This is a genomic window from Paenibacillus solani (assembly GCF_050475945.1).
Classification (GTDB): domain Bacteria; phylum Bacillota; class Bacilli; order Paenibacillales; family Paenibacillaceae; genus Paenibacillus_AQ; species Paenibacillus_AQ solani_A.
Genome location: NZ_JBCMXJ010000001.1, coordinates 21,624 through 43,998, shown reverse-complemented (window position 1 = coordinate 43,998; position 22,375 = coordinate 21,624). Strand labels below are relative to the sequence as shown.

At 45.5% G+C, this 22,375-nt stretch carries 27 protein-coding genes; 25 read left to right on the top strand and 2 right to left on the bottom strand.

Going from position 1 to position 22,375, the window contains the following annotated elements:
* Position 1 precedes the first annotated feature (1 nt).
* From ABEQ74_RS00235 to ABEQ74_RS00125, 23 genes are all read left to right on the top strand, one after another.
* Complete coding sequence (locus tag ABEQ74_RS00235) at positions 2-391, top strand: hypothetical protein (protein ID WP_430118248.1); 390 nt, start codon at positions 2-4, stop codon at positions 389-391.
* Positions 388-705, top strand: coding sequence for a hypothetical protein (locus ABEQ74_RS00230; RefSeq protein WP_430118246.1), 318 nt, complete (start codon positions 388-390; stop codon positions 703-705). Before ABEQ74_RS00235 ends, ABEQ74_RS00230 begins: the two co-directional genes overlap by 4 nt.
* Positions 698-1,150, top strand: coding sequence for an HK97 gp10 family phage protein (locus ABEQ74_RS00225; protein WP_430118244.1), 453 nt, complete (start codon positions 698-700; stop codon positions 1,148-1,150). Before ABEQ74_RS00230 ends, ABEQ74_RS00225 begins: the two co-directional genes overlap by 8 nt.
* Before the next feature lies 1 nt (position 1,151).
* Positions 1,152-1,556 (top strand): minor capsid protein, encoded by a 405-nt coding sequence (locus tag ABEQ74_RS00220; RefSeq protein WP_430118242.1) that lies wholly within the window; start codon positions 1,152-1,154, stop codon positions 1,554-1,556.
* Positions 1,557-1,558: 2 nt separating this feature from the next.
* Complete coding sequence (locus ABEQ74_RS00215) at positions 1,559-2,110, top strand: hypothetical protein (protein ID WP_430118240.1); 552 nt, start codon at positions 1,559-1,561, stop codon at positions 2,108-2,110.
* Between the two features lie 74 nt (positions 2,111-2,184).
* Complete coding sequence (locus tag ABEQ74_RS00210; protein WP_430118238.1) at positions 2,185-2,592, top strand: hypothetical protein; 408 nt, start codon at positions 2,185-2,187, stop codon at positions 2,590-2,592.
* A gap of 152 nt (positions 2,593-2,744) precedes the next feature.
* Positions 2,745-2,891, top strand: coding sequence for a hypothetical protein (locus ABEQ74_RS00205; RefSeq protein ID WP_430118236.1), 147 nt, complete (start codon positions 2,745-2,747; stop codon positions 2,889-2,891).
* Positions 2,892-2,895: 4 nt separating this feature from the next.
* Positions 2,896-7,395, top strand: coding sequence for a hypothetical protein (locus ABEQ74_RS00200; RefSeq protein WP_430118234.1), 4,500 nt, complete (start codon positions 2,896-2,898; stop codon positions 7,393-7,395).
* Positions 7,396-7,938 (top strand): phage tail domain-containing protein, encoded by a 543-nt coding sequence (locus ABEQ74_RS00195; protein ID WP_430118232.1) that lies wholly within the window; start codon positions 7,396-7,398, stop codon positions 7,936-7,938.
* A 7-nt stretch (positions 7,939-7,945) separates the two neighbouring features.
* On the top strand, positions 7,946-8,383 hold the full coding sequence (locus ABEQ74_RS00190) for a phage tail fiber protein (protein ID WP_430118230.1): 438 nt from the start codon (positions 7,946-7,948) through the stop codon (positions 8,381-8,383).
* 13 nt (positions 8,384-8,396) lie between these two features.
* Positions 8,397-11,186: a hypothetical protein gene (locus tag ABEQ74_RS00185; protein ID WP_430118228.1), complete on the top strand. Its 2,790-nt coding sequence runs from the start codon at positions 8,397-8,399 to the stop codon at positions 11,184-11,186.
* Positions 11,187-11,198: 12 nt separating this feature from the next.
* A complete protein-coding gene (locus ABEQ74_RS00180) occupies positions 11,199-11,990 on the top strand; it encodes a hypothetical protein (protein WP_430118226.1) in 792 nt (263 codons plus the stop codon).
* Positions 11,977-12,120, top strand: coding sequence for an XkdX family protein (locus ABEQ74_RS00175; protein WP_430118224.1), 144 nt, complete (start codon positions 11,977-11,979; stop codon positions 12,118-12,120). The genes ABEQ74_RS00180 and ABEQ74_RS00175 overlap by 14 nt, the downstream gene beginning before the upstream one ends.
* Positions 12,121-12,144: 24 nt before the next feature.
* Positions 12,145-12,663, top strand: coding sequence for a phage distal tail protein (locus ABEQ74_RS00170; RefSeq protein WP_430118222.1), 519 nt, complete (start codon positions 12,145-12,147; stop codon positions 12,661-12,663).
* A 12-nt stretch (positions 12,664-12,675) separates the two neighbouring features.
* Positions 12,676-14,871, top strand: coding sequence for a phage tail protein (locus ABEQ74_RS00165; RefSeq protein ID WP_430118220.1), 2,196 nt, complete (start codon positions 12,676-12,678; stop codon positions 14,869-14,871).
* Positions 14,872-14,916: 45 nt separating this feature from the next.
* On the top strand, positions 14,917-15,477 hold the full coding sequence (locus ABEQ74_RS00160; RefSeq protein WP_430118218.1) for a copper amine oxidase: 561 nt from the start codon (positions 14,917-14,919) through the stop codon (positions 15,475-15,477).
* 92 nt (positions 15,478-15,569) lie between these two features.
* A complete protein-coding gene (locus ABEQ74_RS00155; RefSeq protein ID WP_430118216.1) occupies positions 15,570-16,271 on the top strand; it encodes a copper amine oxidase in 702 nt (233 codons plus the stop codon).
* Between the two features lie 59 nt (positions 16,272-16,330).
* Positions 16,331-16,540, top strand: a complete 210-nt coding sequence (locus ABEQ74_RS00150; RefSeq protein ID WP_430118214.1) for a hypothetical protein — start codon at positions 16,331-16,333, stop codon at positions 16,538-16,540.
* Positions 16,541-16,557: 17 nt separating this feature from the next.
* Positions 16,558-17,019: a phage holin family protein gene (locus ABEQ74_RS00145; RefSeq protein WP_430118519.1), complete on the top strand. Its 462-nt coding sequence runs from the start codon at positions 16,558-16,560 to the stop codon at positions 17,017-17,019.
* On the top strand, positions 16,964-17,761 hold the full coding sequence (locus tag ABEQ74_RS00140) for a peptidoglycan recognition protein family protein (RefSeq protein ID WP_430118212.1): 798 nt from the start codon (positions 16,964-16,966) through the stop codon (positions 17,759-17,761). The genes ABEQ74_RS00145 and ABEQ74_RS00140 overlap by 56 nt, the downstream gene beginning before the upstream one ends.
* A 2-nt stretch (positions 17,762-17,763) precedes the next feature.
* Positions 17,764-18,054, top strand: a complete 291-nt coding sequence (locus ABEQ74_RS00135) for a holin (RefSeq protein ID WP_430118210.1) — start codon at positions 17,764-17,766, stop codon at positions 18,052-18,054.
* Between the two features lie 82 nt (positions 18,055-18,136).
* A complete protein-coding gene (locus tag ABEQ74_RS00130; RefSeq protein ID WP_430118208.1) occupies positions 18,137-18,721 on the top strand; it encodes a hypothetical protein in 585 nt (194 codons plus the stop codon).
* Complete coding sequence (locus tag ABEQ74_RS00125) at positions 18,699-19,223, top strand: hypothetical protein (protein ID WP_430118206.1); 525 nt, start codon at positions 18,699-18,701, stop codon at positions 19,221-19,223. The genes ABEQ74_RS00130 and ABEQ74_RS00125 overlap by 23 nt, the downstream gene beginning before the upstream one ends.
* A gap of 45 nt (positions 19,224-19,268) precedes the next feature.
* On the opposite strand, the gene ABEQ74_RS00120 is transcribed toward ABEQ74_RS00125, so the two are convergent.
* Together ABEQ74_RS00120 and ABEQ74_RS00115 are read right to left on the bottom strand one after the other, a co-directional pair.
* Entirely contained in the window at positions 19,269-19,487 is a 219-nt protein-coding gene (locus ABEQ74_RS00120; RefSeq protein ID WP_430118204.1) for a DUF3006 domain-containing protein, read from the bottom strand.
* A 5-nt stretch (positions 19,488-19,492) separates the two neighbouring features.
* A complete protein-coding gene (locus ABEQ74_RS00115) occupies positions 19,493-20,365 on the bottom strand; it encodes a ComEC/Rec2 family competence protein (RefSeq protein ID WP_430118202.1) in 873 nt (290 codons plus the stop codon).
* Positions 20,366-20,643: 278 nt separating this feature from the next.
* Here ABEQ74_RS00115 and ABEQ74_RS00110 point away from each other — a divergent pair, with 278 nt between their 5' ends.
* Both ABEQ74_RS00110 and ABEQ74_RS00105 read left to right on the top strand, forming a co-directional pair.
* A complete protein-coding gene (locus tag ABEQ74_RS00110) occupies positions 20,644-21,495 on the top strand; it encodes a DUF3800 domain-containing protein (RefSeq protein ID WP_430118200.1) in 852 nt (283 codons plus the stop codon).
* A 640-nt stretch (positions 21,496-22,135) separates the two neighbouring features.
* Positions 22,136-22,348, top strand: coding sequence for a helix-turn-helix domain-containing protein (locus ABEQ74_RS00105; protein ID WP_430118198.1), 213 nt, complete (start codon positions 22,136-22,138; stop codon positions 22,346-22,348).
* Positions 22,349-22,375: the final 27 nt, after the last annotated feature.

Genomic DNA, 22,375 nt, shown 5'->3' with positions numbered 1-22,375 from the left:
TATGGACCCACAAGAGGTTGGTGCCTGGATCAGTGCCAATATGCTGGATACGGAAGCTTGGGACCGAGCCCCGGATAAGAAACAAGCCGTGGCCGTCGTCCAGGCTGAGAGGAATCTGGCCCGTTGGTATCCCAACATTAGCCCAATGGACATTTCGATCGTTGCGCTTCAAACGGTGTGGGAGCTGCAAGGTATCGATCCAGCACTGAAGTATCAGAAACATAACGTTAAAACGGTATCGGATAACGGCGAAACGATCAGCTACAAGGACGGGGAACGTCCTGACGTGGCCCCTGACGTTCGTTCTTTGCTTGGTCTTACTGCTGATGAGTTGGCCGAGGAGGGAGCCGCAGAAGCGGCACAGCGGCAGTATGGCGGTGCATTGGTATGAGTCTCTTTGGATACCCGGCAACCGTTCGTCATTTCCATTCCGAAAAGGACGATTGGGGCCGCCCATTACCACCAACAGAGACGGAACGAGCGGCTAAAGTGGTTGAGGAACAGCAGCTGATAAAGAATGCCCGCGGCGAGGAAATCCAGGTAGCCTATGAGATTCACATCGAAGGGGCAATCCCTATCGGCTTCGATGATTATTTCATGTATAAGAACGCCCTTGATCTGGAGGTCCGTTGCGATGTTGCTCATTATGAGGTTCGCAAGCATCTAGGTACTGACGATGTGAAGAAAGTGATCGTCTATGGCTGATCATCAATTATTTAGCTTTAGCCTCGAGGGAATTGACGCAATGGTCGACCGATTAACGAGGTTGGAGAACGACTTGGATCGGCGTTTGGAAGAGACACTCACCCGTCTTGCCCTTAAAGTCATAGCAGATGCTAAACGTCTTGCGCCGATCGATGAGGGCGATTTGGAAGCGGCTCTTACGGTGGGAGAGGTCAAAAAAGCAATTGCTGGCATGTACATTGATATTGGGACCAGTCCAGAAGTAGATGGATATGCTGTAGTTCAGCACGAAGGCTTCCGAAAGACCAAAAGCGGTGCAATCGTCCAGATGATGCCAGGAGAGAAAACGCGGAGCAAGCCATCACACGGCGGGTACATGCCTGGGAAGAAGTTTTTGGAGAACGCCCTGAAGATGAATGAAGATCTCATTCTCCAGGAACTGAAGAGTGTTCTGGAAGGAGAATAATATGTTCGCAAGTGATTTGATTGCATACCTGACAGCTGCTGGGCTCACTGTTTATCCGGACCCCAACTTCATCCCGGCCGATCTGCTGGAAGTGAAGCTTCCATGTCTGTTTGTTTTCGATACAGGGGGGTATGCGCCGCATGCGTACGTGCCGACGGAGAAGCCTACATTTCAGGTGATCGTGAAGGGGAAATCGTACAAGGCGTTGCCGGCGAACATGGCCGCAACGGAAGCCCTCGCCAAACGGATAGTCAAGCATTTACATCGGCGTTGCAACTATATTGCTGGCAGCACGCATGTATTTTCAAGCACGGCTATGCAGCAGCCGATTTACTTAGGTTTGGATGATAAGGACAGGCCGATGTATTCCGTTAATTTCATGTTTTATACGAAGGAGGAACAATAATCATGAGTAATGTAGATAAAATTTATGCAGGTCCTGGTATTTTTACATGGGGCGTAGACGAAAATGGTGATCCTAATCCAGATTCAGTTGTATTCGATCTGACCCAAGGCGGCATCCGGTTTTTCACTGAAACCACCTATTTCGAACCTACGACGGATCAGACCGGAACGGCCCCAGTAAAGTCATTTACAACGGGAACAGTAGGTAAGGTTGAATTTGATACCCCTGATACTGATTTTGAGAATGTAGTGAAGTTTAACGCCAACGCAACCAAGGTTACAGATGGAACGGATCCGGACAAGGTGAAGTACCAGGTGACAGGTTTGGCAGGCAGAGAGTTGCCGCGCAAGAGGGCTATGATTCAACCTCAAGGCATCACAGACCCTTCACGCTTTATCTATCTCGAATCCTGTGGTGTGAAGTTCGACGCCAATGCAAACTTTCAACTGGATGACAACCAGAAATTTACGATTAACGCAACGGCGTATCCGGATCTTAAAGCAACTCCTCGGGGTTTGATCTATACCTGGGGAGATATCACCGCAAAGGCATAATATTTTTTACTGCAAGGAGAGGGCTATAGGGCCTTCTCCTTTTTTCTTATTTCCTACGAGAGGAATGATCAAGGATGTTTAACCTTGGTAAAAAGGATTATGTGGTACTTGGAAATAAACGGGTCACGGTACCCAAACTAACCCGAAGTCGATTGAAGAAGCTGACCGACCATATCGGGTCGATTGGCGATTATCTCGTTAAACTTTTACTGACTCCTGAAAATGATCGAGCGGTCTTCATTGTAGCGGCCGCGGACGTTTCTATAGATGAAATCTACGAGCTGACTTCAATCTTGAGTGATATTCCGATTGAATATCTCGACGAACATGCTTCATTCAGTGAATGCACAGAGTTTTTGCGACTCACTTGGGAGAAGAACGATATGAACGAAGCTTTAAAAAACTTGAACGGCCTGATTCCTCCGGTAGCGCAGCAGTTCATTCAGTCGATCGTCAAACGGATGGATCGGGCCGGCATGTAATTACCTATGATGACTTTGTCTTACGTTGTTGTGCGGTACTGGGCAAGACCCAACATGAGATCGAAAACGAGTACTACTTTGTAGACCTCCCTCAGATGCTGATGCTGCATGACCAGGTAAGAGCTGAACAGTTGCTGATGGAGATAGATGTTGTGTCGTTCCCACACCTTATGGATAAGAAGGCACGGGAAACGATCATTACACGGATAACTAGCAAGCTGCCAAAGCCACCTGCGGAGCCGCCAAAATCGGCAGAGGAACAGTATCAAGCTCTATTAGCACGGAAGGGAGGAGGGTAAGGACATGACTGTGGAGATCGGGGAATTGCGTGCTCGGATGACTGCTGAAGCGCAAGGTTTTAAAGCGGAAATCAAAGCTGTTAAACAAGAAATCTCAGGGCTTGGTGATCAAGGGAAGAAAACGGCGAGTGATATCAAAAGCATGGATACAGCATTTGATAAGATCGGGGCTTCCAAAGATAAAATCGCCCAGCTCACGTCAGTTCTCGACAATGTGAATGCGAAGATTGAACTCCAACGTAAAAAGCTTAGTGATCTGAAGGAATCCTATGATAATACTTTCAACGATGCTAGGAAGTCCAAGCTGCAAGAGCAAATCCTGAATACTGAGGCTGCACTTTTAAAGCTCACACAATCGTCTGATCAAACGGCCCAGAAAATATGGGAGCTGGAAGACCAAGCACAGAGAGCTGGGAACGGTTTTGAAGTCTTGGACAACGCCTTGAAAGACATCGGTTTGAGCTCAGGCCAGATCGATATGATCAATAAATCAATTCGGAATACGAATCCGGAGTTGCTCGAGGAACAATTACGGAAGGTACGAGAACAGCTCCGGATGATTGGTTTAGATGCCAAGCATATTGATAAGCTCGAGCAGGAACTGAAACAAGCCAATTCAGAGGTCCAAAACACCAAAAAGGGAATTGATGGTCTAGCTTCGGGGTTAACGGCTCTCGGATCTGGCATGGCGATGAGGCAGCTCATTCAAACCTTTACTACTCTGGCAAAGGAAGCGCGAGAACTTGCAGATTCTTATCAAGGGCTTTCCGAAGTTTCTAAATCTCTGCACATGGACTCCGAAAAAACGATTGGTCTTGCAGAAGAACTCTCGGATCGTTGGGGGCTCAGCAAGACGGTTATGAATGATACGGTAAAAACCTATCTCTCTGCCGGACTAACCTTGGAACAGACGAGAGAAATCATGATTGCAACAGCAGATGCAGCTGTCTATAACAGGGAAGCACATCTGAGTTGGGAAGAAGCAATCCAACAAGTAGCGCGAGGAATCAAGGCAGGTAACTCTAATCTGACAGATGCTGCGGGTATTACAACCAATCTATCTGTTATGCAGGAGCGTTACGCGAAGTCCATTGGCAAAAAGGCAGCTAAGTTGACCGAAGCCCAGAAGCTCCAAGCTGCATATAACGGCATCATGGCAGAGTCCGCAATGTTTGCAGGGAATGCTGATTCTGCCATGACGGGCTATACCGGAACTCAAGCGACATTTAACCAGACCATGGAAATGGCACGTGTGGAATTAGGAGAAGCTTTCCTTCCTGTTCTCGAAGAGATTATGCAGACACTCACGCCCATGATCAAGGATTTTGTTGAGTGGGCTGAAGCAAATAAAGAAGTAATTGCTGGCTTGGCCGCGGGAAGCATTGCCGTGCTTGGATTGATTGCGGTTTTAGGGACTTTGACCGTTAGCATCGCAGCTGTTACGGCAGCACTGCGAGCAATGAACATTGCTATGGGGCCAATTGGTTGGATGGTGACAATCTTGTCAGTGGCTGCAGCGGGTGTCGGTGCGTACAAGCTTGCAGCAGATGCGGCATCCGAATCCGTTATGAAGTTTGCAGCAAATCAGGAGCAACTCAATCAAAAACTATCTGAGTCACCTGCTAACCGGACGGCCGAGGATGTCAAAAAGCTTCAGGGCGATATTGAAGCACTGAATGAGATCCTTGAGAGGCGTAAGGAGCTTGAAGAAACGCTGGAAGGGATGCGAAGCAAGCATGGATCCTACATTGAGCATGGTACCGGCTTCGCCCCGTTGGAAGTCAAAAAAACGGTCGATGAGTTTGAAAAACTCAACAAGCAGCTGAAAGAGATGGATTTCAGTAATGCGGAAGAGGCTGGTACTGCTCTCAAAAAAATGAGGGAAGAGGTTGAAAAGTCGACGCCTGCATTGATCGATATGGCCAAAGCGGAGTTGCAAGATGTTGCTGCTAAGAACAAGCAAGTACTTGAAATGGAAAAAACACTGAAGCGATACAAAGAGCTTGATTCTGCTCAAAAGTTAGATGAATCTCAGAAGCAAGAGCTTGTAGCAGTTACGAATTTGCTTAAAAAACAGTATCCCGGTTTGCAAGCGCACATGGACGAGGAAGGTAGGCTGCGGATTGAAAACATAGGTTATATTGAAGATCAGATCACAGTTGAAAAAAACTTGATTACTGCTTCGGTCGAATCCGCTAAAGCTCAAATTACCAACCTCAAGGAAACCACTAAAGCTCAAAAGGAAGCTGTAGAAGCCCAGATCAAAAACTATCAGGCTCTTGCAAGAGTGATGAGTTCGATTTCTGGTAAAGCGCTTGACCTTGGTATGACCAAAGGTAAGGGATCGTTGGCACGAGTTGGAGGGATGATTGGAGGCTTCGTTACCGCCGGCATAGAAGCCCAAGCAAATGCGGCAGCTGCTCAGATGGGAGAAATACAAAACTCATTCGCGGCCGCAGAGCTGGATGCTGACCGGATGCTGGAAAATCTGACTACCGGAAACTTAGATGCTTTTACTTATAAACCGCCGGATTACGGCGATGGGGAAGAAGATGATGATAAGAAAAAGAAGAAAAAGAAAAAGAAAGAGAAAAAGGGCAAGTCTGCTGCTGAACTTGCCAAGGAACAACGTCAGGCTGCTTATGACGCTGCAATGGCGACGGCCCGTTATAACGCTGATTATTATGACCAGACCGCCGAGCAACAGTTAAAGGCGTTGAAGAAGATTCAGGCGAATCACAAGCAGCATCTCAAGGAAACCATTGCGGATCAACGTGAACTTAACCTGCAAATGAAACGTCTGCAAGAGGATAGTGCCAAGTCCAATTATGAGGCTTCCTCGACGTGGATTGACCGTCAAGAGCGCAAGATGGAAGAGTCGTATAAAAGCGAAACTCAGATCGCTCAAATGAAAGTAGATATGTGGACGAAGGTTCGCGATCGTTATAAGAAGGACAGCGAGTTTTATAAAGCGGCTGATGAGGAACTGAGTCGAGCTCGTGAAGAGCTAAATAAAGCGCAGTATGCTGCCTCATCTGAATGGATCAACAAAGAGGAACGCCGCATGCAGGACTCTTATAAAAAAGATTCGCAAATCGCACAAATGAAAATTGATGCCTGGACCCGTGTTCGGGATCGGTACCACAAGGACAGCGAAGAATACAAGAAAGCTGATGAAGAGCTGTACCGTGCCCGAAAGGAACTGCTGCGAGCACAGTTTGCCGAATCAGAGGAATGGATCGCGAAGGAAGAACGCAGGATGGAAGAGGCCGGCAAAATGGAGAACGAGATCACTGAGATGAAGTTGGCGGCATGGACTCGGGTTCGCGACAGATACCATAAAGACTCTGATGAGTATAAACGTGCTGATGAGGAAGTTTACAAAGCCCGCAAAGCATTGATTCAGGATATGAAGAAAGTGACAGACGATTTCTACACTGCTCAGAAAAAGAAGCTGGATGAATCTCTTAAGTCTGAATTGGATTCCATTGAGAAACGCAAGAAGGCTTTTGTGGATGCTCAGAACGAAAAAATCAAAGCCATTGACGACTTGATCGCCAAAGAGCAAGAGCTGAACGTCGACGAGGACTATGAGACCCAGCTCGCCAAGAAGTTGGCCCGCAGGGAAGAACTGAGCACTGCCGTATCACCTGAAGGTAAAAAAGCGTTGGCCGATATCACTGCAGAAATCGAACGTATGCAGCTCGAGCGCAGCCGTGAGCTTCGCAAACGGGACTTGGAGGACGAGAAGCAGAAACTCGTGGATGAAAAGAATGAAAAAGAAAAGGCATTTGACGAAGAGAGACGGGATACAGAGGCCCGTTACAATGTGTTAAAGGATGCCTTTGAAAATCACAAAGACGATGTCCAATTTATCGAGAATGCAATCAAGGATTTCAGGATCGGCGCCAATGAGACGGCCAATCAACAAATCTTAAGCGATCTGGACCAATTTGTTTCAGCATATAATGCGAAACTATCACAGATCTCCCAGGTGTCCAATCCTAGCGTTCCAAGCTCTCCAGGCTCTTCGCCTGTCCAGGGATTAAGCAAGGAAGAACGAGACCTGCAGGAGTACAATTCGAACAAGGATGCCTGGTCAGAGGCCAAAGCTCGAAAGGATACGGCAGAGATGGCCAGGCTATCAGCACGGAATGAGGAACTCCGGCAATTGTATGGGATCGGAAAAGATACTGGTAAGCTGCAAGCTTTCAAAGATGGAGGAGTCGTACAGGGAAGTCCGGGTGAGGCGGTACCGGTCATTGCTCATGCTGGCGAGATGTACTTTAATCCGGAGCAACAAAAGACGCTTTGGAAGTTGGTCAGTGGGCAAGTGGCAGCGCCAATGGCAAGTAAATCAGAGCCTACTGTGATGCAAACCATCAATCAAATTGATATGTCGATTGATCGGGTTGAAGTCCAAGACTCGACGGATGCAGAAATACTTTATTCTCAGCGTGAACGGACTGCACGCCGTTTAACAACGATGGGAGGTGGAAAGTAGATGGACGTGTCTGTGAATGGAGAGAAAGAGTGGATTTCAAGAACGGGCGCAATACTGGTTTACCGGAACATACCCGGTTTGCCTGAGGCAACAGAGAATACCGTTCAGATCGCTGAGCGGGATGGAGAAATTGATTTCGGAAGTACGTATGGAGCCCGGCCAGTTGGCCTGGGCTTTTTTATTACCGGAGATTATGACACAACCGTTTCCCTGCTTATGCGCCAATTTAACACCAGACGCGGCGTGTTGGATCTGGTGTTTTCAGACCGCCCTGGCAAACACTATTTTGCTCAGTACCGCGGCACAATGAGTTGGGACGATTCAACGGGGAACCGGGTGATCGATATTCCACTCAAGATGTATGATCCATTTCCCGAAAGTAACGAGAAGATCACAGAATTGAATATCACACGGTCACCGCAAGTGGTATCCGTACAGTCCCTTGGTGATGAGCGGGCAAGTCCCGTTATTGTGCTAACTAATGTGGGAACGACCACGTTGCAGAACTTCAAAATACGAAATGAATATCTCATGGAAGGATGAATGATTGATGAACATGTCCAATTATTTAGCCGGGGTATTGCTGAATCAAGTGTTCCGCAATACAGCTTATACCCGGCCAGCGAAGGTTTTCCTTGCACTGTATACCAGTAATCCCACGGCAGCTGACACGGGCCAGGAGGTATCTGGCGGTGGGTATGTTAGGCAAGAGATCGCCTTTGGTGCTCCGACAAGTGAAAACTATCAAGTTTATCACCCGTCAACTGGGCAGCAAGTCACCGTCCAAAAACGGACTATCAAAAACAGTGCTGACATTGTAATGCCAACTGCAACAGCAGATTGGGGACAAATAACCCACATGGGCATTCGGGATGCTGCCACTGGTGGGAATCTGCTTTACTTTGGTGCTCTGGAAACGCCACGAAGCATTCTGTTAAATGACATTTACAAGATGCTGACTGGGCAAATCGTATGCACACTGGCATAAAGGAGGGCTGATGATGAAGACAATGTATCCGGCGCAGGTAAATAGCCCAGGGACTGAGTTGGCCACTGCGATCGACGCAACTCAGGACACGATTTTAGTCGCTGATGGATCCATGCTATTAGATGGCCCCAACTTGCTTACGATTGGCACGGACGAAGCAGCTGAAACGATCTTGTATACCGGAAAGAGCGGAGATGAGCTCACGGGCGTAACGCGAGGATTTCAAGGTAGTGCGCAGAGCTGGGCAGTCGGAACGAAGGTTGCCCGTTATTTTACCGCATACGACCACGACGCCGCGATCGGGAATATTAGTGAACTGTCTGACGGATTGACCGCGACGAGGGACCGCCTGGACACCGAGCAGCATAAAGACGTAGTGCTTGCGCCAGGAATGCATGTTGTGAATGCGGAGCGTAGCGCACCATTTAAGTTGAGTGGAATAAAAGGACGGACGTTGGTTAATTTAGCTGGACGACAAACAAACAGAACCGTTAATGATACCGCATCAGCAACAATAAGCGTAGGTTTAGGCTCCACAGGCAGCAATACTGAGGTTATAAATGTGGATGTCAAAGATTCGGGAGAGGCATATCTCGTATTTAATCAGGCCGGGGGGACGACTCCCTTTAAAGCTACTGCAGGTAAATATTACGCGGTGGTAGCAGATGTAAAAATAAACAGTATATCCGGTGCGGGACTAATTAAACTAGGCGGATCAGGTCTTCCGGCGGTGGGAGCGGTTGCCGTGGATAAAACTAAATTAGGAGTATGGCAGAGGGTCGCCCATAGATTTACGATGACCGCAGATACCGAATATAGTATTATCGTCGGGACTTGTTACGCTGGGACAGTCTTAGCAAAAGCTAATTTTGACGTTAGAAATATAGCTTTACATGAGATTTCGCAGTCTGATTACGATAGCTTGCAATCTCTTTCGGAGGCCCAGGTATCCGCCAAGTATCCTTATGTCGATAGCGTCCAGCCTGTACGAAATCCATATGCGATCCGGTACGGGGAGAATTTGTTGCCGCCGTTTTACGAGTGGGCTTCTAACTACGTAAATACACAGTGGACGATACTGGAACCATATACGGCACGACTTACTCCCCCAAATGGCTCCACGCCCGTATCCATGCACTACGATATCACATTAACGCCTAATGCCAAGTATACGATAAGCGCCGAACAAACGGATGGAGCGACATTTTCTGTTATTGACATGGCTAGAGTTACCGCACTGGTCGATAACACAACGAAGTCAACGATGTTTACTACCGGAAACAGTGGTACTGTCCGCATATTTATTTCTTCATACTTGGACGGAGGCGCTATAGGAAAAGACTCATATACGTTCAAGAATTTAATGCTTACTCTCGGCACCAAAGCCAAACCGTTTAAACCACGCGAGGACTCCATGCTTGCGCTGCAAACGGACTTATACTCCGATCCGCTGACAGGTACGAATGCTGACGAAGTGTTCGAAAAGGACGGGCAGTATTTCAAGCTGGTGTGGTGGAAGAAAGCCACGATAACCGACAACTTTAACTATGTTGGTATTGGCGGTAAGGGGGTCGGATGGAAACAGACTTTCTTTGATTTACCCAGTAACACATCTGGACCGTATTCTGAAACAGTCATAAAATATGACGGCAAAATACTCCAATCGAATCAGATTACCAACAGCCCCGACAGTAGTGCAATTGATTCAGGAAACGCAAAGCGTTGTTATATTTCAATAGCCAATACAGACAGCGGATGGGGCGACAACTACACGCCGACAGCCGACGAGATTAAGGCGTATTTTATGGGATGGAAAATGTATAATCCAGACACTAATCCAAACGGTGACGGCGTCTACAATGATTCCGGGCGTAAGTTTTTTGCGTATCGGAGAGATGGGGTTTCGGCTTCTTACACAGGCGGACAAGCATCTTTCCCGACAACTGTAGCCCCTAACTGGACGCCGTACCAACTCGTATACCAACTCGCCACGCCAACGGTCGAGCCTATCGTTTCCGAGGGGATACTAACGTTTAACGAAGGCGACAACCAGATCGAAGTTGGAACGGGGATTGTGTTGCGTGAGAACGTTAAGCCGATATTTGGAAATGGTTACTATCGTTTCAACGACACGGCATTAGCAGGGACTACATTGAAATACAAACTGTCTAAGCCGTTGTTTATGTATCGAAATAGTCAAGTTGATTACGGGTGGGAGTTTATATCCGATCAGTACGCGTACGGGACATATAAAGCACGGAAAGCTCCTGCACAATATGACGCATCGGCTTCAGATTCAATCACGTACATGATGCTGGACACATCTCCGGCTGCTCCATTCACCGGATCATATGCAGCTAACGAAAAGGCCATGCTCCAAGAGTTGACCGACGCCGTGCAGCAGAATGCGACCGCTGTATCCGTCCTGATGAATAAGAAGGCGGAGAAGGATGCGCCAGGATTGATTATGCCTACATTGCTTAATGGGATTACATTTAACGACACATCAGTAAATAACAACGGGTACTATAAAGACAGTAATGGCCGCGTTTGGCTGTCATTTGCAATTGTTGGACCTAGTTCAGGGCCAATCCCACAGGGCACTACAATTTTTAAGCTTGTAGATGGGTTCAGGCCTAGAAAGCGAGAATACATTGCTGGGGTGACAACCGATGGGATGGCGAGCAGTGCACAGCCTATTAGTGTTCGTATTGAACCAGATGGTGCCGTGATTCTAACAGCAGTAGTGGGAACATCCTCGTGGCTATCAGTCACGTTTAGTGGTTCATTTCTAGCTAGATAAAGGAGGTATCACATGAAAGCCGTTCCTAAAATAAATACAGACGGCCTCTATATAGAGGATACGCTTGTAGACGATGCCTTTTCGGGTGTCGTCCCTTTTTATGCCAATGTTGAGCCACAGCCGCCCGCCGAACCGGACGTAGACAGAGACGAGGATACCGAGGAACAACTGGAGGAGATGCCCGAACCGGAGATTATCGGATACATCGTTGGCGTGCCGGTTACTCTCGGTCTGTTCTGGCGGCCACGATTTGACCTTGACGCATGGGAAACGTATCAAGACGAGCTGCAGGCTACGGAATCGGAATATCGTGACACGTATAACGAATGGCAAGCTCAACCGGAGGATGAGCGTGGGGAGCCGCCTATTTATGGTGCTCCGGCGCAACCGACGTTATGGATCGAAGGGTTAACACCCGAAGAAATCGAGGAGATCACGCGACAACCAGAACAAGAGCCGACCGAGTTGGAGTTGCTTGCGGAGAAAGTTGCGGAGATTAAAGAGCAAACTGCGCAACAACAGGCGGACATATCGGTGGTCGAGTCTGGCGTTGAGCATGCGAGGAAAAGTACCGAGGAACTTCGGCAGGTATCGTCGGCGCTGGGATCGGAACAAGTCAAACAGGACCTCTCCACGCTAGATCTCAAACAGCAAAATAACGTGATCGGCGCTGAGCTGGTCAAAAAGGACATTTCCATACTAGACCTCTATATGCAAAACCAAGTGCTCGGGCAGATGCTGGCAGCATTGGAATTGAAGCTATTAGCCAATGGAACAGGAGGCGAATTGAATGTTCAACAGTGATTTCGAAAGATTGTCTTATTATTATGAGAAGAAATGGGTATCTGACGTTCAGCTCCGGCTATACGTTCAGTTCGGCGTGATCTCCGCGGCAGAATTTAAGGTTATTACTGGGAAGGAATACAAGGGTTGATTTTTGACCGGATAGGAGGGACGCATGTTCGGAGGACCATTCAATAGGCTGCCGTTTAATCGTCCAATAACAATGTTTGTGTTCGGTCGAGCCGTCCTTAGTGGGTGCGCAGGGGTTGAAGCTGCATCTGTTGTCGAGATGACTGGTCAGGCCACCATGAATGGAGAAGGTGGAGTGACAGCTGACTTTATTCGTGAAATCTCCTTTGCTGCCCAAATGGATGCGGACAGCGGCATGAAATCCGATTTTATCAGGGAGCGCATGCAGAGAGCCATCATGCACGGTATTTCATCCCTGCAGGGTAAAGCTAGCCGGTACCATGTCGATGAGATTGAATTTACAGGACCCTTCGTTCCCGGCGACATCATTGTGATTGATAGCGAGAAATTCAAAATCACGCAGAATGGATTGAATGTCTCTCATCTATACAAGGGTGATTTCTTTGACTTGAATTTGGGAACGAACAACCTTACCTGGACTGATCCAGCCACCGGGCGGACCGTCCTCTTCCGCATTACGCATAGAGACAAGTTTTTATATTAGGGAGGCGATACATTGCCTAATCCAACATTGCAGGTCTATGACAAGGGGCTGTGGCGTACTGGCACGCTGATTGATGCATACAACATTGAACGACGAAGACGGCTCAATAGCGATTATGAGCTGTCTTTTTTAGTGCCTATGACCAGCGAGGACTATCTTGAAAAGATCCAGATCAAGGGCCACGTCCGGGATGAACGCGGGCAATATTATGTGATCAATACCAGGCAGCGGCAGCGAGATAAGAAGAAGCTGACGGCACAAATCACCTGCACTCATGTGATGTTCAAGATGAATGATTACAAGGTACCATATGACGAATACATTGATGAAGCTTATGGGATTCACATCTCGACGCTGCTAAATAAAATCAGCGCCTGGACCGGCAACCGCTTTACGTTCCAAATTCACGATACATTTGATATGTGGGATATTAAAGACTTCGGCCGGACGACTGCACTCGCTGCGCTGAATCAGGTAATTAACACATTCAAGGCGGAGATCCGTCCGGATAACTTTGTTATTCATATTCACAAGAAGATTGGTTCTCAAACGGAACGATACGAGTACCGGACGAAGAAGAACATCATTTCCGATTCGTTTAAAGACGATAGCACAAACCTTGTGACCCGGATGTATGCCCACATGAAAGATGGCCGGACTTGGGTTGGGATGTCTGCAGATAACCTGACGGCGGAAGAACGAAGCCTCCTGCAGTCGGTACCGGGCGCCATTCAGAACGGGAAGGTGATGGTTAACTACCTGCTTTCCCCCTACGTCAATTATTGGGGAAGCAATTCGGTGCCTTATTTTGATGGGGAAAACATCCAACAGGATATTGAAGATCCTGTAGAGCTTTTAAAATCCACCCGGGAAGAGCTGCGGAAGAAGGAAATGCCGGAGCTTGAGATCACGATAACAGCAGCAGATCTACATAAGATCGACCGAGAAGAACGCGCACCAGACCTTGGGGATGCTGCGGCTGCTTATGATCCGAAGATGGAAATGAACCGGATTGCTATGCGGATCGTGGAGTTGACGGAATATCCGTATTCCATTGACCAACATTCCAAGGTGACATTGGCCAACTTTGCGTTGAAAGATGACATTGATCTGCTCGCAGACTTGGAGAAATCCCGAAAGGTGATGGAGAATTTGCTTTCGGGCGGTCGGATCCGGACGGAAGTTTTTGAGTCATTTGCGCGGCAGGCCATCATCGATATTGATAACTCTAAGACGGAACTGATCTACCCACCAGAGGGCGGTATTTTGGCTCAAGAGAAGACAAATCCTTTGGAGCAGGTACGAATTACTTCGAAAGGTCTTGGGATCTCCACTGACGGGTGGCGAACGGTTCGGGCGGCAATTACGGCCCGAGGGATTTTGGCCGAAACGATAATTGGCCAGCTCGGAAGCTTCGTCTCCATGTTGATCGGCAGTGGCAACAACATAACCCAGATCAATACCAATGGCATTGCTGCGGGTCACGCAAACTTCAACAGTGCACCGTTCAGGGTGGATATGCAGGGGAATGTAGTAGCCAACCGATTGACTGCAAACTCAGCCAATATCTATTCATCCAATTTCATGAATGGAGCCATCGTGGGCTCTTCGATCAACATTGGAAATGGAGTCTTTACAGTTAGTCAATACGGACACATGGTTGCACAGAGTGGGGAGTTTAGGGGCAACATTAGAGCTTCTACCATTGAAGGCGGGACAATTAACGGTAGTACCATAATCGGTGCATCCATAAAAACGGCACTTTACGGTGAGAGAATCGAGTTAGATCCTTACGGCTTTGTTTTTTACGACGCATACAGTACGCGGAGAGTAACGCTAGGAACGAATCAGGTTGCGGGAATCTCCGGACATACGTACTATGACTCGTCGGGGTTGTCGTTAGGGTTAATTTATGCGAATCCGGGCGAATTACACGTAATGGGTAACCGTAGTCTGCGTCTTGGTGCAAACGGGGGAATTATCTATTTGCAAGGACCAGTTCATTTTACGAGTGGGGCCGTTACGGGGATTTCGTTAGGAATAGGAGAGGTTACCGGCCTTCGCGCGGAACTGAACTCATTACGCGACGAAATTAGAAGGAAAGCTGACCTGTCACACACGCATACTGTATACCTGCCGTCGCACAATCACGGAAACACACAAAACCAGAACTGGGGAGACAGAACCTTCACAACCTCGTCAGCGTAGTGGTATCATAGGAAAAACTAACCATCACGGAGGTACTGAGAAACTATGAAAAAGTCAGCATACGTAATTGGCGGGGTTCTGATCGGTTTTGTTCTAGCGACATCAACGAGTGCATTCGCAGATACAGTAAAATCGCTTATCGGAAAGAAAGTAACCGGTGAGTACACTGTTATCGTTAACGGAGAGAAACTTTTGGAGAAGGGCGCTATCATCGATGGCAAAGCTAACGTTCCTGTTCGCGCTATCTCCGATGCATTGGGGGCTGATATAAAAGTGAGTGGAAAGACAATTACGGTCATAAGCGAAGGACAAGCTGCCATAGAAAGCACTGAGCCGTCCAAACCAGCAACAGGAGATAATGAGTATATAGGTAGAACGAAGGATGATTTGGAAAAAACAATTACTATGCTTAACGATAAAATTCTAAATCCAACAAAAGCAGAGCGAGAAACCATAGCAAAGAACTTAGAAGCTGCAAAAACGAACGAGGCGGACGAACAGCGTATATCAACGTTAGAAAAGCAACTTGAGTTGTATGACGCAGATATTGAAAAGTATTCGAATGAACTATCTCAGGTAGAAGCCGCACTCGCCGCAATTAAATAATCATTGAAATGATCCCTAAGGTGTAACCTTCATATTTTCGTCAGCTAATGGTAGGATAGGTACTTATTGTGGAAATTTAGGGGGAGTTATCTTTGAAAAAGATTGCATACATCGTTGGTGGTGTATTGATTGGATTCTTATTAGCGACTACAACTGGGGCTTTTGCGGATTCCGTGAAATCGCTAATCGGAAAGAAAGTGACTGGAGAGTACACCGTTATTGTAAACAGGGAGAAGTTGACGGATAAGGGAGCGATTATAGATGGTAAGGCTAATGTACCGGTTCGTGGTATTTCCGTTGCATTAGGGGCGGATATAAGAGTAACAGGGAAAACGATTACTGTAACTTCTGAAAGTGCCGATAATCAAAGCTCATTTGAGCCAACTATATCAAAAAACAATAAATACAAAGGATTATCTAAGCAATCATTAGAGAGTAGTCTCGCTACTTTGAAGAATAATATCCTGACGCCATCTGTACAAGCTGTAACAGAAATAGAGAATAATATCCAAAGATTAAAGGATGCTGACAAAGAATACAGAGAATATTTGGAGAAACAAAAAGAGGTTTATACAGTTACTATTCAGCAATCAAAGGAATCTGGAGATTATCAAACTGCTTCTTTAAGAGAGACACAATTAAAAGAAGTTGAATCATTATTATCTAATAGTGAACCATACAACCAAGAAGAGATAGTTAAAAGAGAGCGAGAGCTTAATAAATTGAAAGAAATTATCAAAAACACTGAAGCTGATATTAAAAATATCGAGGAAGCCCTTGCGGCAATTAAATAATCATCATTGAGAGTCCGGTATCCCCGGGCTCTTTTATTTTGCCTGAAGGGAGGTGCGATATGGCTAAGGTAACAAAGGTGGAACTGCAACTCGATTTATCGGTACCTGTCGAGGAGATCTCAGCTGTGGTGAACATCATGCTCGATGCCTATCCAGGTCGAGAAATCGAAATCTTACAAGCAGTTGATCATGGTATCGGCGAGGCTCTCGCTAAATTGCAAGCATCTGAAAAGTCCGAAAAAGATAAAACTGAAAAAGAGAAAAAATAGAGAGGTATGGGATGGCCATGGATGAAAAGATCTACGGGGGAGTTGCAGCATTCTTTGGAGCCATAACCGGCTACTTCTTCGGGGGGTGGACAGGAATGATGAACGCATTATTAGGGCTTGCAATCATTGACTTTGTGACTGGTATGGGCGCAGCTTGGATGCGCGGAGAATTAAGGTCGATGAAAGGATATATTGGGATCGCGAAAAAGGTAGGGATTTTCCTACTGGTCACGGTAGCCCATCTTATAGACGGCGTCTTAGGGGAAATGCATTATCTCCGGGACGCTGTTGTTTTTTTCTACATTGTAAATGAAGCACTGAGCATTGTTGAAAACTACGGAAAGATGGGGTTCAAGGTTCCTACTGCTTTGGTTAAAGCGATATCTGCCTTGGAGGACAAAGCTGGAGAGGAGGTAAAGCGTGATGAAGATAGTGGATCTTCGGGGGAAGCTCCCGATACACAAGACAAAGCGGTATAGTACCCGAAAACTTAACGATATCCGATCGTTGGCTATTCACCATTCTCTGACTTTCTCGGGGTCTCCTGAAGCTTTTGCGAATTACCACGTGAATACCAATGGATGGCCAGGTATTGCCTATGCTTTTGTGGTCCAGCGTGATGGTACCGTGTATAAGTGTTGGGACCCTGAAAAGGTCACGTATCACGTGGGTAACAGCAATAAGCATGCTTTAGGTATTTGTATGGTCGGAGACTTCCGTACCCAGCAGCCAACGCCAGAGCAGTATAAGGCAGCGTTGGAGCTTGTCCGGCAGCTTCGGAAGGAAATTCCTTCGGCTCAACAGATAAAAGGACATAGCGAATACCCAGGGTACAGCTGGAAGGCTTGCCCGGTCATTGACATGGATAAATTCCGGGATGATGTAGATGGAAAAACAATCGAGAGGGATGAGAGCATGAACGCATCAGAAAAAGCAGCATTCGAAGCGTTGGGACGTAAGGTAGCCAGCTTGGAGAACAGTAAAAACGTCCTAAAGAAAGGGCTTCAAGAACAAGGCTCAACGATCAAAAAACAATCAGCCCGTATTGCAGAGCTAGAGAAGTTACATTACATGGAGGTCCCTTCATGGGCAAAAACCGCTGTGAATGAAGTAATGGCCGCAGGGCTTATCAGTTCACCGAGCGGAGGGAGCTATGACTTCTACCGATTACTCACTGTTCTGCAGCGTGGTGGCATGATTGTTAAGAGAGGGGATGTATAAAAATGAATAACGAAATTCTAACGAATGTATTGGCCTTCGCTTCGGTGTTGGCCGTTTTTGTGTTGGCTCTGGTTCAGTTAGTAAAGAAAACTGTAAACATGCCCAAAAATATCGTGCCACTGATAGGACTTGTAATCGGTATTCTGGTAGGCGCTGCGGCCTATCCGTTTACTGATTTTGATTTGACGTTGAGATTGTGGGCTGGAGGTTTGGCTGGTCTGTCTGCAACTGGTTTGTTTGAGCTAGCGTTTAGCAAACGAGATGGTGGTACAAAGAAAAAAACAAACAGATAGTTGTGTATGATAAATAATTCTGGATTTGAATGAGGGTTCTGTTATAATCAAGGTACTAGTAAAATGTGGTAGGTGACTCCTGGTGACTGAAATAAGTGAAAATATGAAATCGTCTTTGGAACTACTTGATTCAGTAATAGATGAAGATCGGTATAATTTTGATTTAATATGGAAAATAATTGATCGAATTATTAATGGGGATAAGATCCAGGTCGATCAAGATCTGGCCGAAGTTTTCGACACTACCTTCGGCAAGCCAATCGGATTAGCGATCGAATTCGTTTTGTCCAGTTCAGGTGAAGTTATAGCTAAACTTGAAACCAAGCATAGAATAAAATACATGAGCCTGAGTTCTTGTTTCAGACATGCGTTTCTTAATTACTACAGATTTGTTACTACTTCACCTAATGCCATCAGCAATATTAAAACACAGCAAGAGAATATCAACGAAATGAAGTTAATTCGAACTGACGGAAATAGCTTTGATGTCTATGTTGATATGCCTGGAGGGTGTTATTTAATCGCAATTATATCAGGAATAATCACCTCTCTTTATCAAGATGAGGATTCTGTTACCGAAGGAGATAAACAGGCATTTGAGACAATCATTCGAGAAGTGACGAAAATCGGAAGAGAATTGGGGATTGGTGAATTGGATGAGGACTAATCCCAGACAGTTGTTTGATAACGTACCCATTGGTTTAAGCAATAAAGAGCATCAACAACGGCAATCCAAGGATAATCTTTTCGATGATTTTATCGATAAGCTGGATATTATAATGCAAACAAAAACTGAAACGTCTCCATCCAAACAATCCCCGGAACAGAAAGTTGATGGTGAATCTATGGATGAATCAACAAGAATGTTTATTGAACGAATCGAGAGAGATTCGAGAGAGCGTGAGGAAAGATACCACAAGGATTCTCAAGAAAGAGAAAATCGCTATAGACAGGAATTACTGGAACAAGATCGTCGCTTTAGACAGGAGTCTAAAGAGCGAGAGGAACGAATAATTAGCGCAATTACTGAGCTTAAAACTGATTTGAAATCAGATTTTAACCAAGTCAAAGATGAGTCTAGAACTACTCGCAATACAGTTATAGCCCTGACTGTTTCGATTGTATTATCTGTTGCAGCGATGGTGCTAGCAGTGATTTTTGCTAAGTAACTCAAAAGACCCTACCGGCTATGTGCTGGCAGGGCCTTTTTTCTTTTAATCTTCGAAAAGCTCATCCATGAGGTTACCAATTTCAATTCTTCGCTTTTTAGTCTCCTCTTTGTCGACAGTAAAACGGTTACCGTCAATATTTACCACATCCCCAACTTCCGCATCTATTGGTAGGAGATGCTTGGGGTAATCCAGTGTATGACCATCCTCGACTTCGACTACTGCGATATCGTTTTCAAATCGGTCAATAACTCCCTTTATCATTTTGATTACCTCACAGTCTCAAATTTTATATTTTTTCCATCGCTTATAGCAGTGATCGTACCCTGAGTGTCAGTCCTGTATACAGTTACTTTTGCTCTTTTCAGACGATTAATAATGGCAGCCTTTGGGTGGCCATATTTATTATCCTTACCCGCGCTGATCACGGCATACTTAGGATTAACTGCATCAAGAAATTTTTGTGATGTTGATGTATCCGATCCGTGATGTCCCACCTTAAGGACGTCGGCTTTCAATAGTTTCGGATTTTTCAACATGTCGGCTTCGCTCTTAGATTCGGCGTCGCCAGTGAACAAGAAAGATGTGTTGCCGTGTTGTACGCGCAGCACAGCGCTCCAAGCGTTCAGATCTTTTCCATACTCGGCAACAGGAGCGACGAACTCTGCTGTGATCCCGTCAAGAGGGAGTATAAGTCCAGCCTTAGCAGTTTTTATCTTTAACCCGCTGTTTTTAACTGCAAGCAAAAAATCCTTATATGTATTTGTGGTGTGTGATACTCGTGGGGCATAAACAGACTTAACCGGTATGGCATCGATCACCGTATCCAACCCGCCAATATGGTCGGCGTCTGGGTGAGTGGCAATGATTGCATCCAAGCTCTTAACGCCAAGCTGCTTAAGATAACCAACCACTACATCGCCTTTGTGATTGTCTCCGCCGTCGATCAGGATATGTTGTCCCTTAGGAGTTCGTATTAATGTGGAATCACCCTGGCCAACGTCTAGGTAAAAGACTTGCAATGAGCCAGAAGTATGTCTCTCTGGGATTGGTTGGCTTGCTGCTGTTGTTGATGTTGGAAAAGGGGAACAGGCAACCAAAACAGATATAATAAGCCCTAGTATTATGTATAGTTTTCTCATGAGACCCTCCTTATGTAGACATTTTAACACACGATAAATGCAAAGGGCCTATGGATTAGGTGCTTACAGCATTTCAATGATGCATTCACAACATATTCCATATAGTTTATAATTGTCTTAATATCAACGGTAGCACCGTGGTGCAATCCGATGGCATCGGTAGAGGAACCTCGCTGGCTTTAGGCTGGCGGGGTTCTTTTTTTTGTTTGTTATAAACTACCAGCTTTAAGGTATAATATAAAACGTGTGATGATGTTGAGAGATTAGGAGGAACTTAGTTGCAATATATTATATATATGGATGAATCAAATGATGAAGGGCCTTCATTTGGAAATTTTTACGGCGGTGCACTTGTACGTTCACAAGATTATCAACGCGTTACTGAAATACTCGAAAAGAAAAAACTAGAGCTTAATATAAATGGAGAAATTAAATGGCAAAAGGTTACATTGCCATATGTAGATAAATATATTGCAATGATGGATACTCTGTTTGATCTGATAAAAGAAGATATAGTTAAAATCAGAATTATGTTTACTCAGAACTTACATGAACCCATAAATTTGTCAGTGGAACAGAAGGCCAAAGAATATCAAATGCTTTATTATCAATTTTTTAAGCATGCTTTTGGATTAAGGTATTCGAATCCTACAGGAAGAGATGATCTTTCGTTGCGTATTTATTTTGACGAGTTACCTGTATCGCCTAAAGACGCATCAGAGTTCAAGGATTATATTGAAAAAATCCAGTCCACTAAAGAGTTTGTGGAAGCAAAAATAAAAATCAAAAAAGAGGACATTACTGAAGTGAAATCACACAATCATGTTTTGCTTCAGTTTATGGATGTCGTGCTCGGATCGATGTATTTTAGGTTGAACAACCTGCATAAGATTATTCCTGAGGGCGAGAAAAGAAGAGGGAAGAGGACGGTAGCAAAAGAAAAAGTCTACAAACACATAAATAATAGGATCCGAGAGATATATCCTAACTTTAATATCGGAGTATCAACCGGCTACACAGATATCCAAGATAGATGGAATCATCCTTATAGGCACTGGCTATTCATTCCAAGTGAACACAGAATTTCGCCTGAGTATGTAAAAAGAAAGAGCCCCGTCTCTCCTACATAATTGGCCTAAGTGGAACTTAAGCGTTCGGAGAAGACAGGGCTTTCGCTACATTAAATATATACCCTTTTTAAGGTATTTGCAACGATTTTGTATGAACTAGGCTTTATTATGGACGAATAATCAACAATTTATACAGTGGATGTTTCAAAAAAGACCCTTCAGGCAACAAAGCCGGGTGGGTCTTTTTCTTGGGTCCCTAATACGGAGTTCACCACTTTGCAATAAGGATGCTTAACGTAACCAAGCTGATTATAATTGATGTCGTGCTTAACACCATTGTAGCTTTGTACATCTTGGTAATATTCATACCATCAGCTCCTTTGTGATATAATTAAGGAGAGAAGAACAACGTCTTATATTTCACCAACCCTTCGGGAAGCCCCTTTCGGGGCCCCTTCTGGGTTTCTGATTAGTCGACCAGAGCGGTGATGAGGTTGATGATTGAACCAACTAATCCAATGGTTGCCGCCATTAGGAGAAGTTTTGCGATTCTTTCATCTCGTTGTTCTTCTTTCCTTGTTTTTCTCATCCTTTTTCTCACCTCCTTATATATCTATTATACAACGAAAAACGTTGAATATCAACGAAAAACGTTGAATTTTTTATCTCTTCTGGTTATACTAGGTATGAGGTGGTAAAGATGTTGTTGTTGAAGTTAGACAAGATTATGGAAGAAAAGGGTTTGAATTCGCGGCAACTGAGCGAGATGACGGGGATACGTTGGAATACAATTGATGATATGAAGAAGAACAAAGCAAAGCATTGGGCTCCGGATAACCTTGAGAAGGTTATGGTGGCATTAGGAATCAAAGACATCGAAGATCTTATTGAATACAAAGAAGATTCTGAATAGGTTCAGAGCGAGGACCCTACTGGCATA

Coding starts and splice junctions, on each gene's coding strand:
- ABEQ74_RS00195 (WP_430118232.1), top strand. CDS start 7,396: ATGGACGTGTCTGTGAATGGAGAGAAAGAGTGGATTTCAAGAACGGGC.
- ABEQ74_RS00225 (WP_430118244.1), top strand. CDS start 698: ATGGCTGATCATCAATTATTTAGCTTTAGCCTCGAGGGAATTGACGCA.
- ABEQ74_RS00135 (WP_430118210.1), top strand. CDS start 17,764: ATGAATAACGAAATTCTAACGAATGTATTGGCCTTCGCTTCGGTGTTG.
- ABEQ74_RS00200 (WP_430118234.1), top strand. CDS start 2,896: ATGACTGTGGAGATCGGGGAATTGCGTGCTCGGATGACTGCTGAAGCG.
- ABEQ74_RS00150 (WP_430118214.1), top strand. CDS start 16,331: ATGGCTAAGGTAACAAAGGTGGAACTGCAACTCGATTTATCGGTACCT.
- ABEQ74_RS00120 (WP_430118204.1), bottom strand. CDS start 19,487: ATGATAAAGGGAGTTATTGACCGATTTGAAAACGATATCGCAGTAGTC.
- ABEQ74_RS00175 (WP_430118224.1), top strand. CDS start 11,977: ATGTTCAACAGTGATTTCGAAAGATTGTCTTATTATTATGAGAAGAAA.
- ABEQ74_RS00170 (WP_430118222.1), top strand. CDS start 12,145: ATGTTCGGAGGACCATTCAATAGGCTGCCGTTTAATCGTCCAATAACA.
- ABEQ74_RS00210 (WP_430118238.1), top strand. CDS start 2,185: ATGTTTAACCTTGGTAAAAAGGATTATGTGGTACTTGGAAATAAACGG.
- ABEQ74_RS00140 (WP_430118212.1), top strand. CDS start 16,964: ATGAAGATAGTGGATCTTCGGGGGAAGCTCCCGATACACAAGACAAAG.
- ABEQ74_RS00230 (WP_430118246.1), top strand. CDS start 388: ATGAGTCTCTTTGGATACCCGGCAACCGTTCGTCATTTCCATTCCGAA.
- ABEQ74_RS00215 (WP_430118240.1), top strand. CDS start 1,559: ATGAGTAATGTAGATAAAATTTATGCAGGTCCTGGTATTTTTACATGG.
- ABEQ74_RS00115 (WP_430118202.1), bottom strand. CDS start 20,365: ATGAGAAAACTATACATAATACTAGGGCTTATTATATCTGTTTTGGTT.
- ABEQ74_RS00160 (WP_430118218.1), top strand. CDS start 14,917: ATGAAAAAGTCAGCATACGTAATTGGCGGGGTTCTGATCGGTTTTGTT.
- ABEQ74_RS00190 (WP_430118230.1), top strand. CDS start 7,946: ATGAACATGTCCAATTATTTAGCCGGGGTATTGCTGAATCAAGTGTTC.
- ABEQ74_RS00185 (WP_430118228.1), top strand. CDS start 8,397: ATGAAGACAATGTATCCGGCGCAGGTAAATAGCCCAGGGACTGAGTTG.
- ABEQ74_RS00105 (WP_430118198.1), top strand. CDS start 22,136: ATGTTGTTGTTGAAGTTAGACAAGATTATGGAAGAAAAGGGTTTGAAT.
- ABEQ74_RS00220 (WP_430118242.1), top strand. CDS start 1,152: ATGTTCGCAAGTGATTTGATTGCATACCTGACAGCTGCTGGGCTCACT.
- ABEQ74_RS00180 (WP_430118226.1), top strand. CDS start 11,199: ATGAAAGCCGTTCCTAAAATAAATACAGACGGCCTCTATATAGAGGAT.
- ABEQ74_RS00145 (WP_430118519.1), top strand. CDS start 16,558: ATGGATGAAAAGATCTACGGGGGAGTTGCAGCATTCTTTGGAGCCATA.
- ABEQ74_RS00235 (WP_430118248.1), top strand. CDS start 2: ATGGACCCACAAGAGGTTGGTGCCTGGATCAGTGCCAATATGCTGGAT.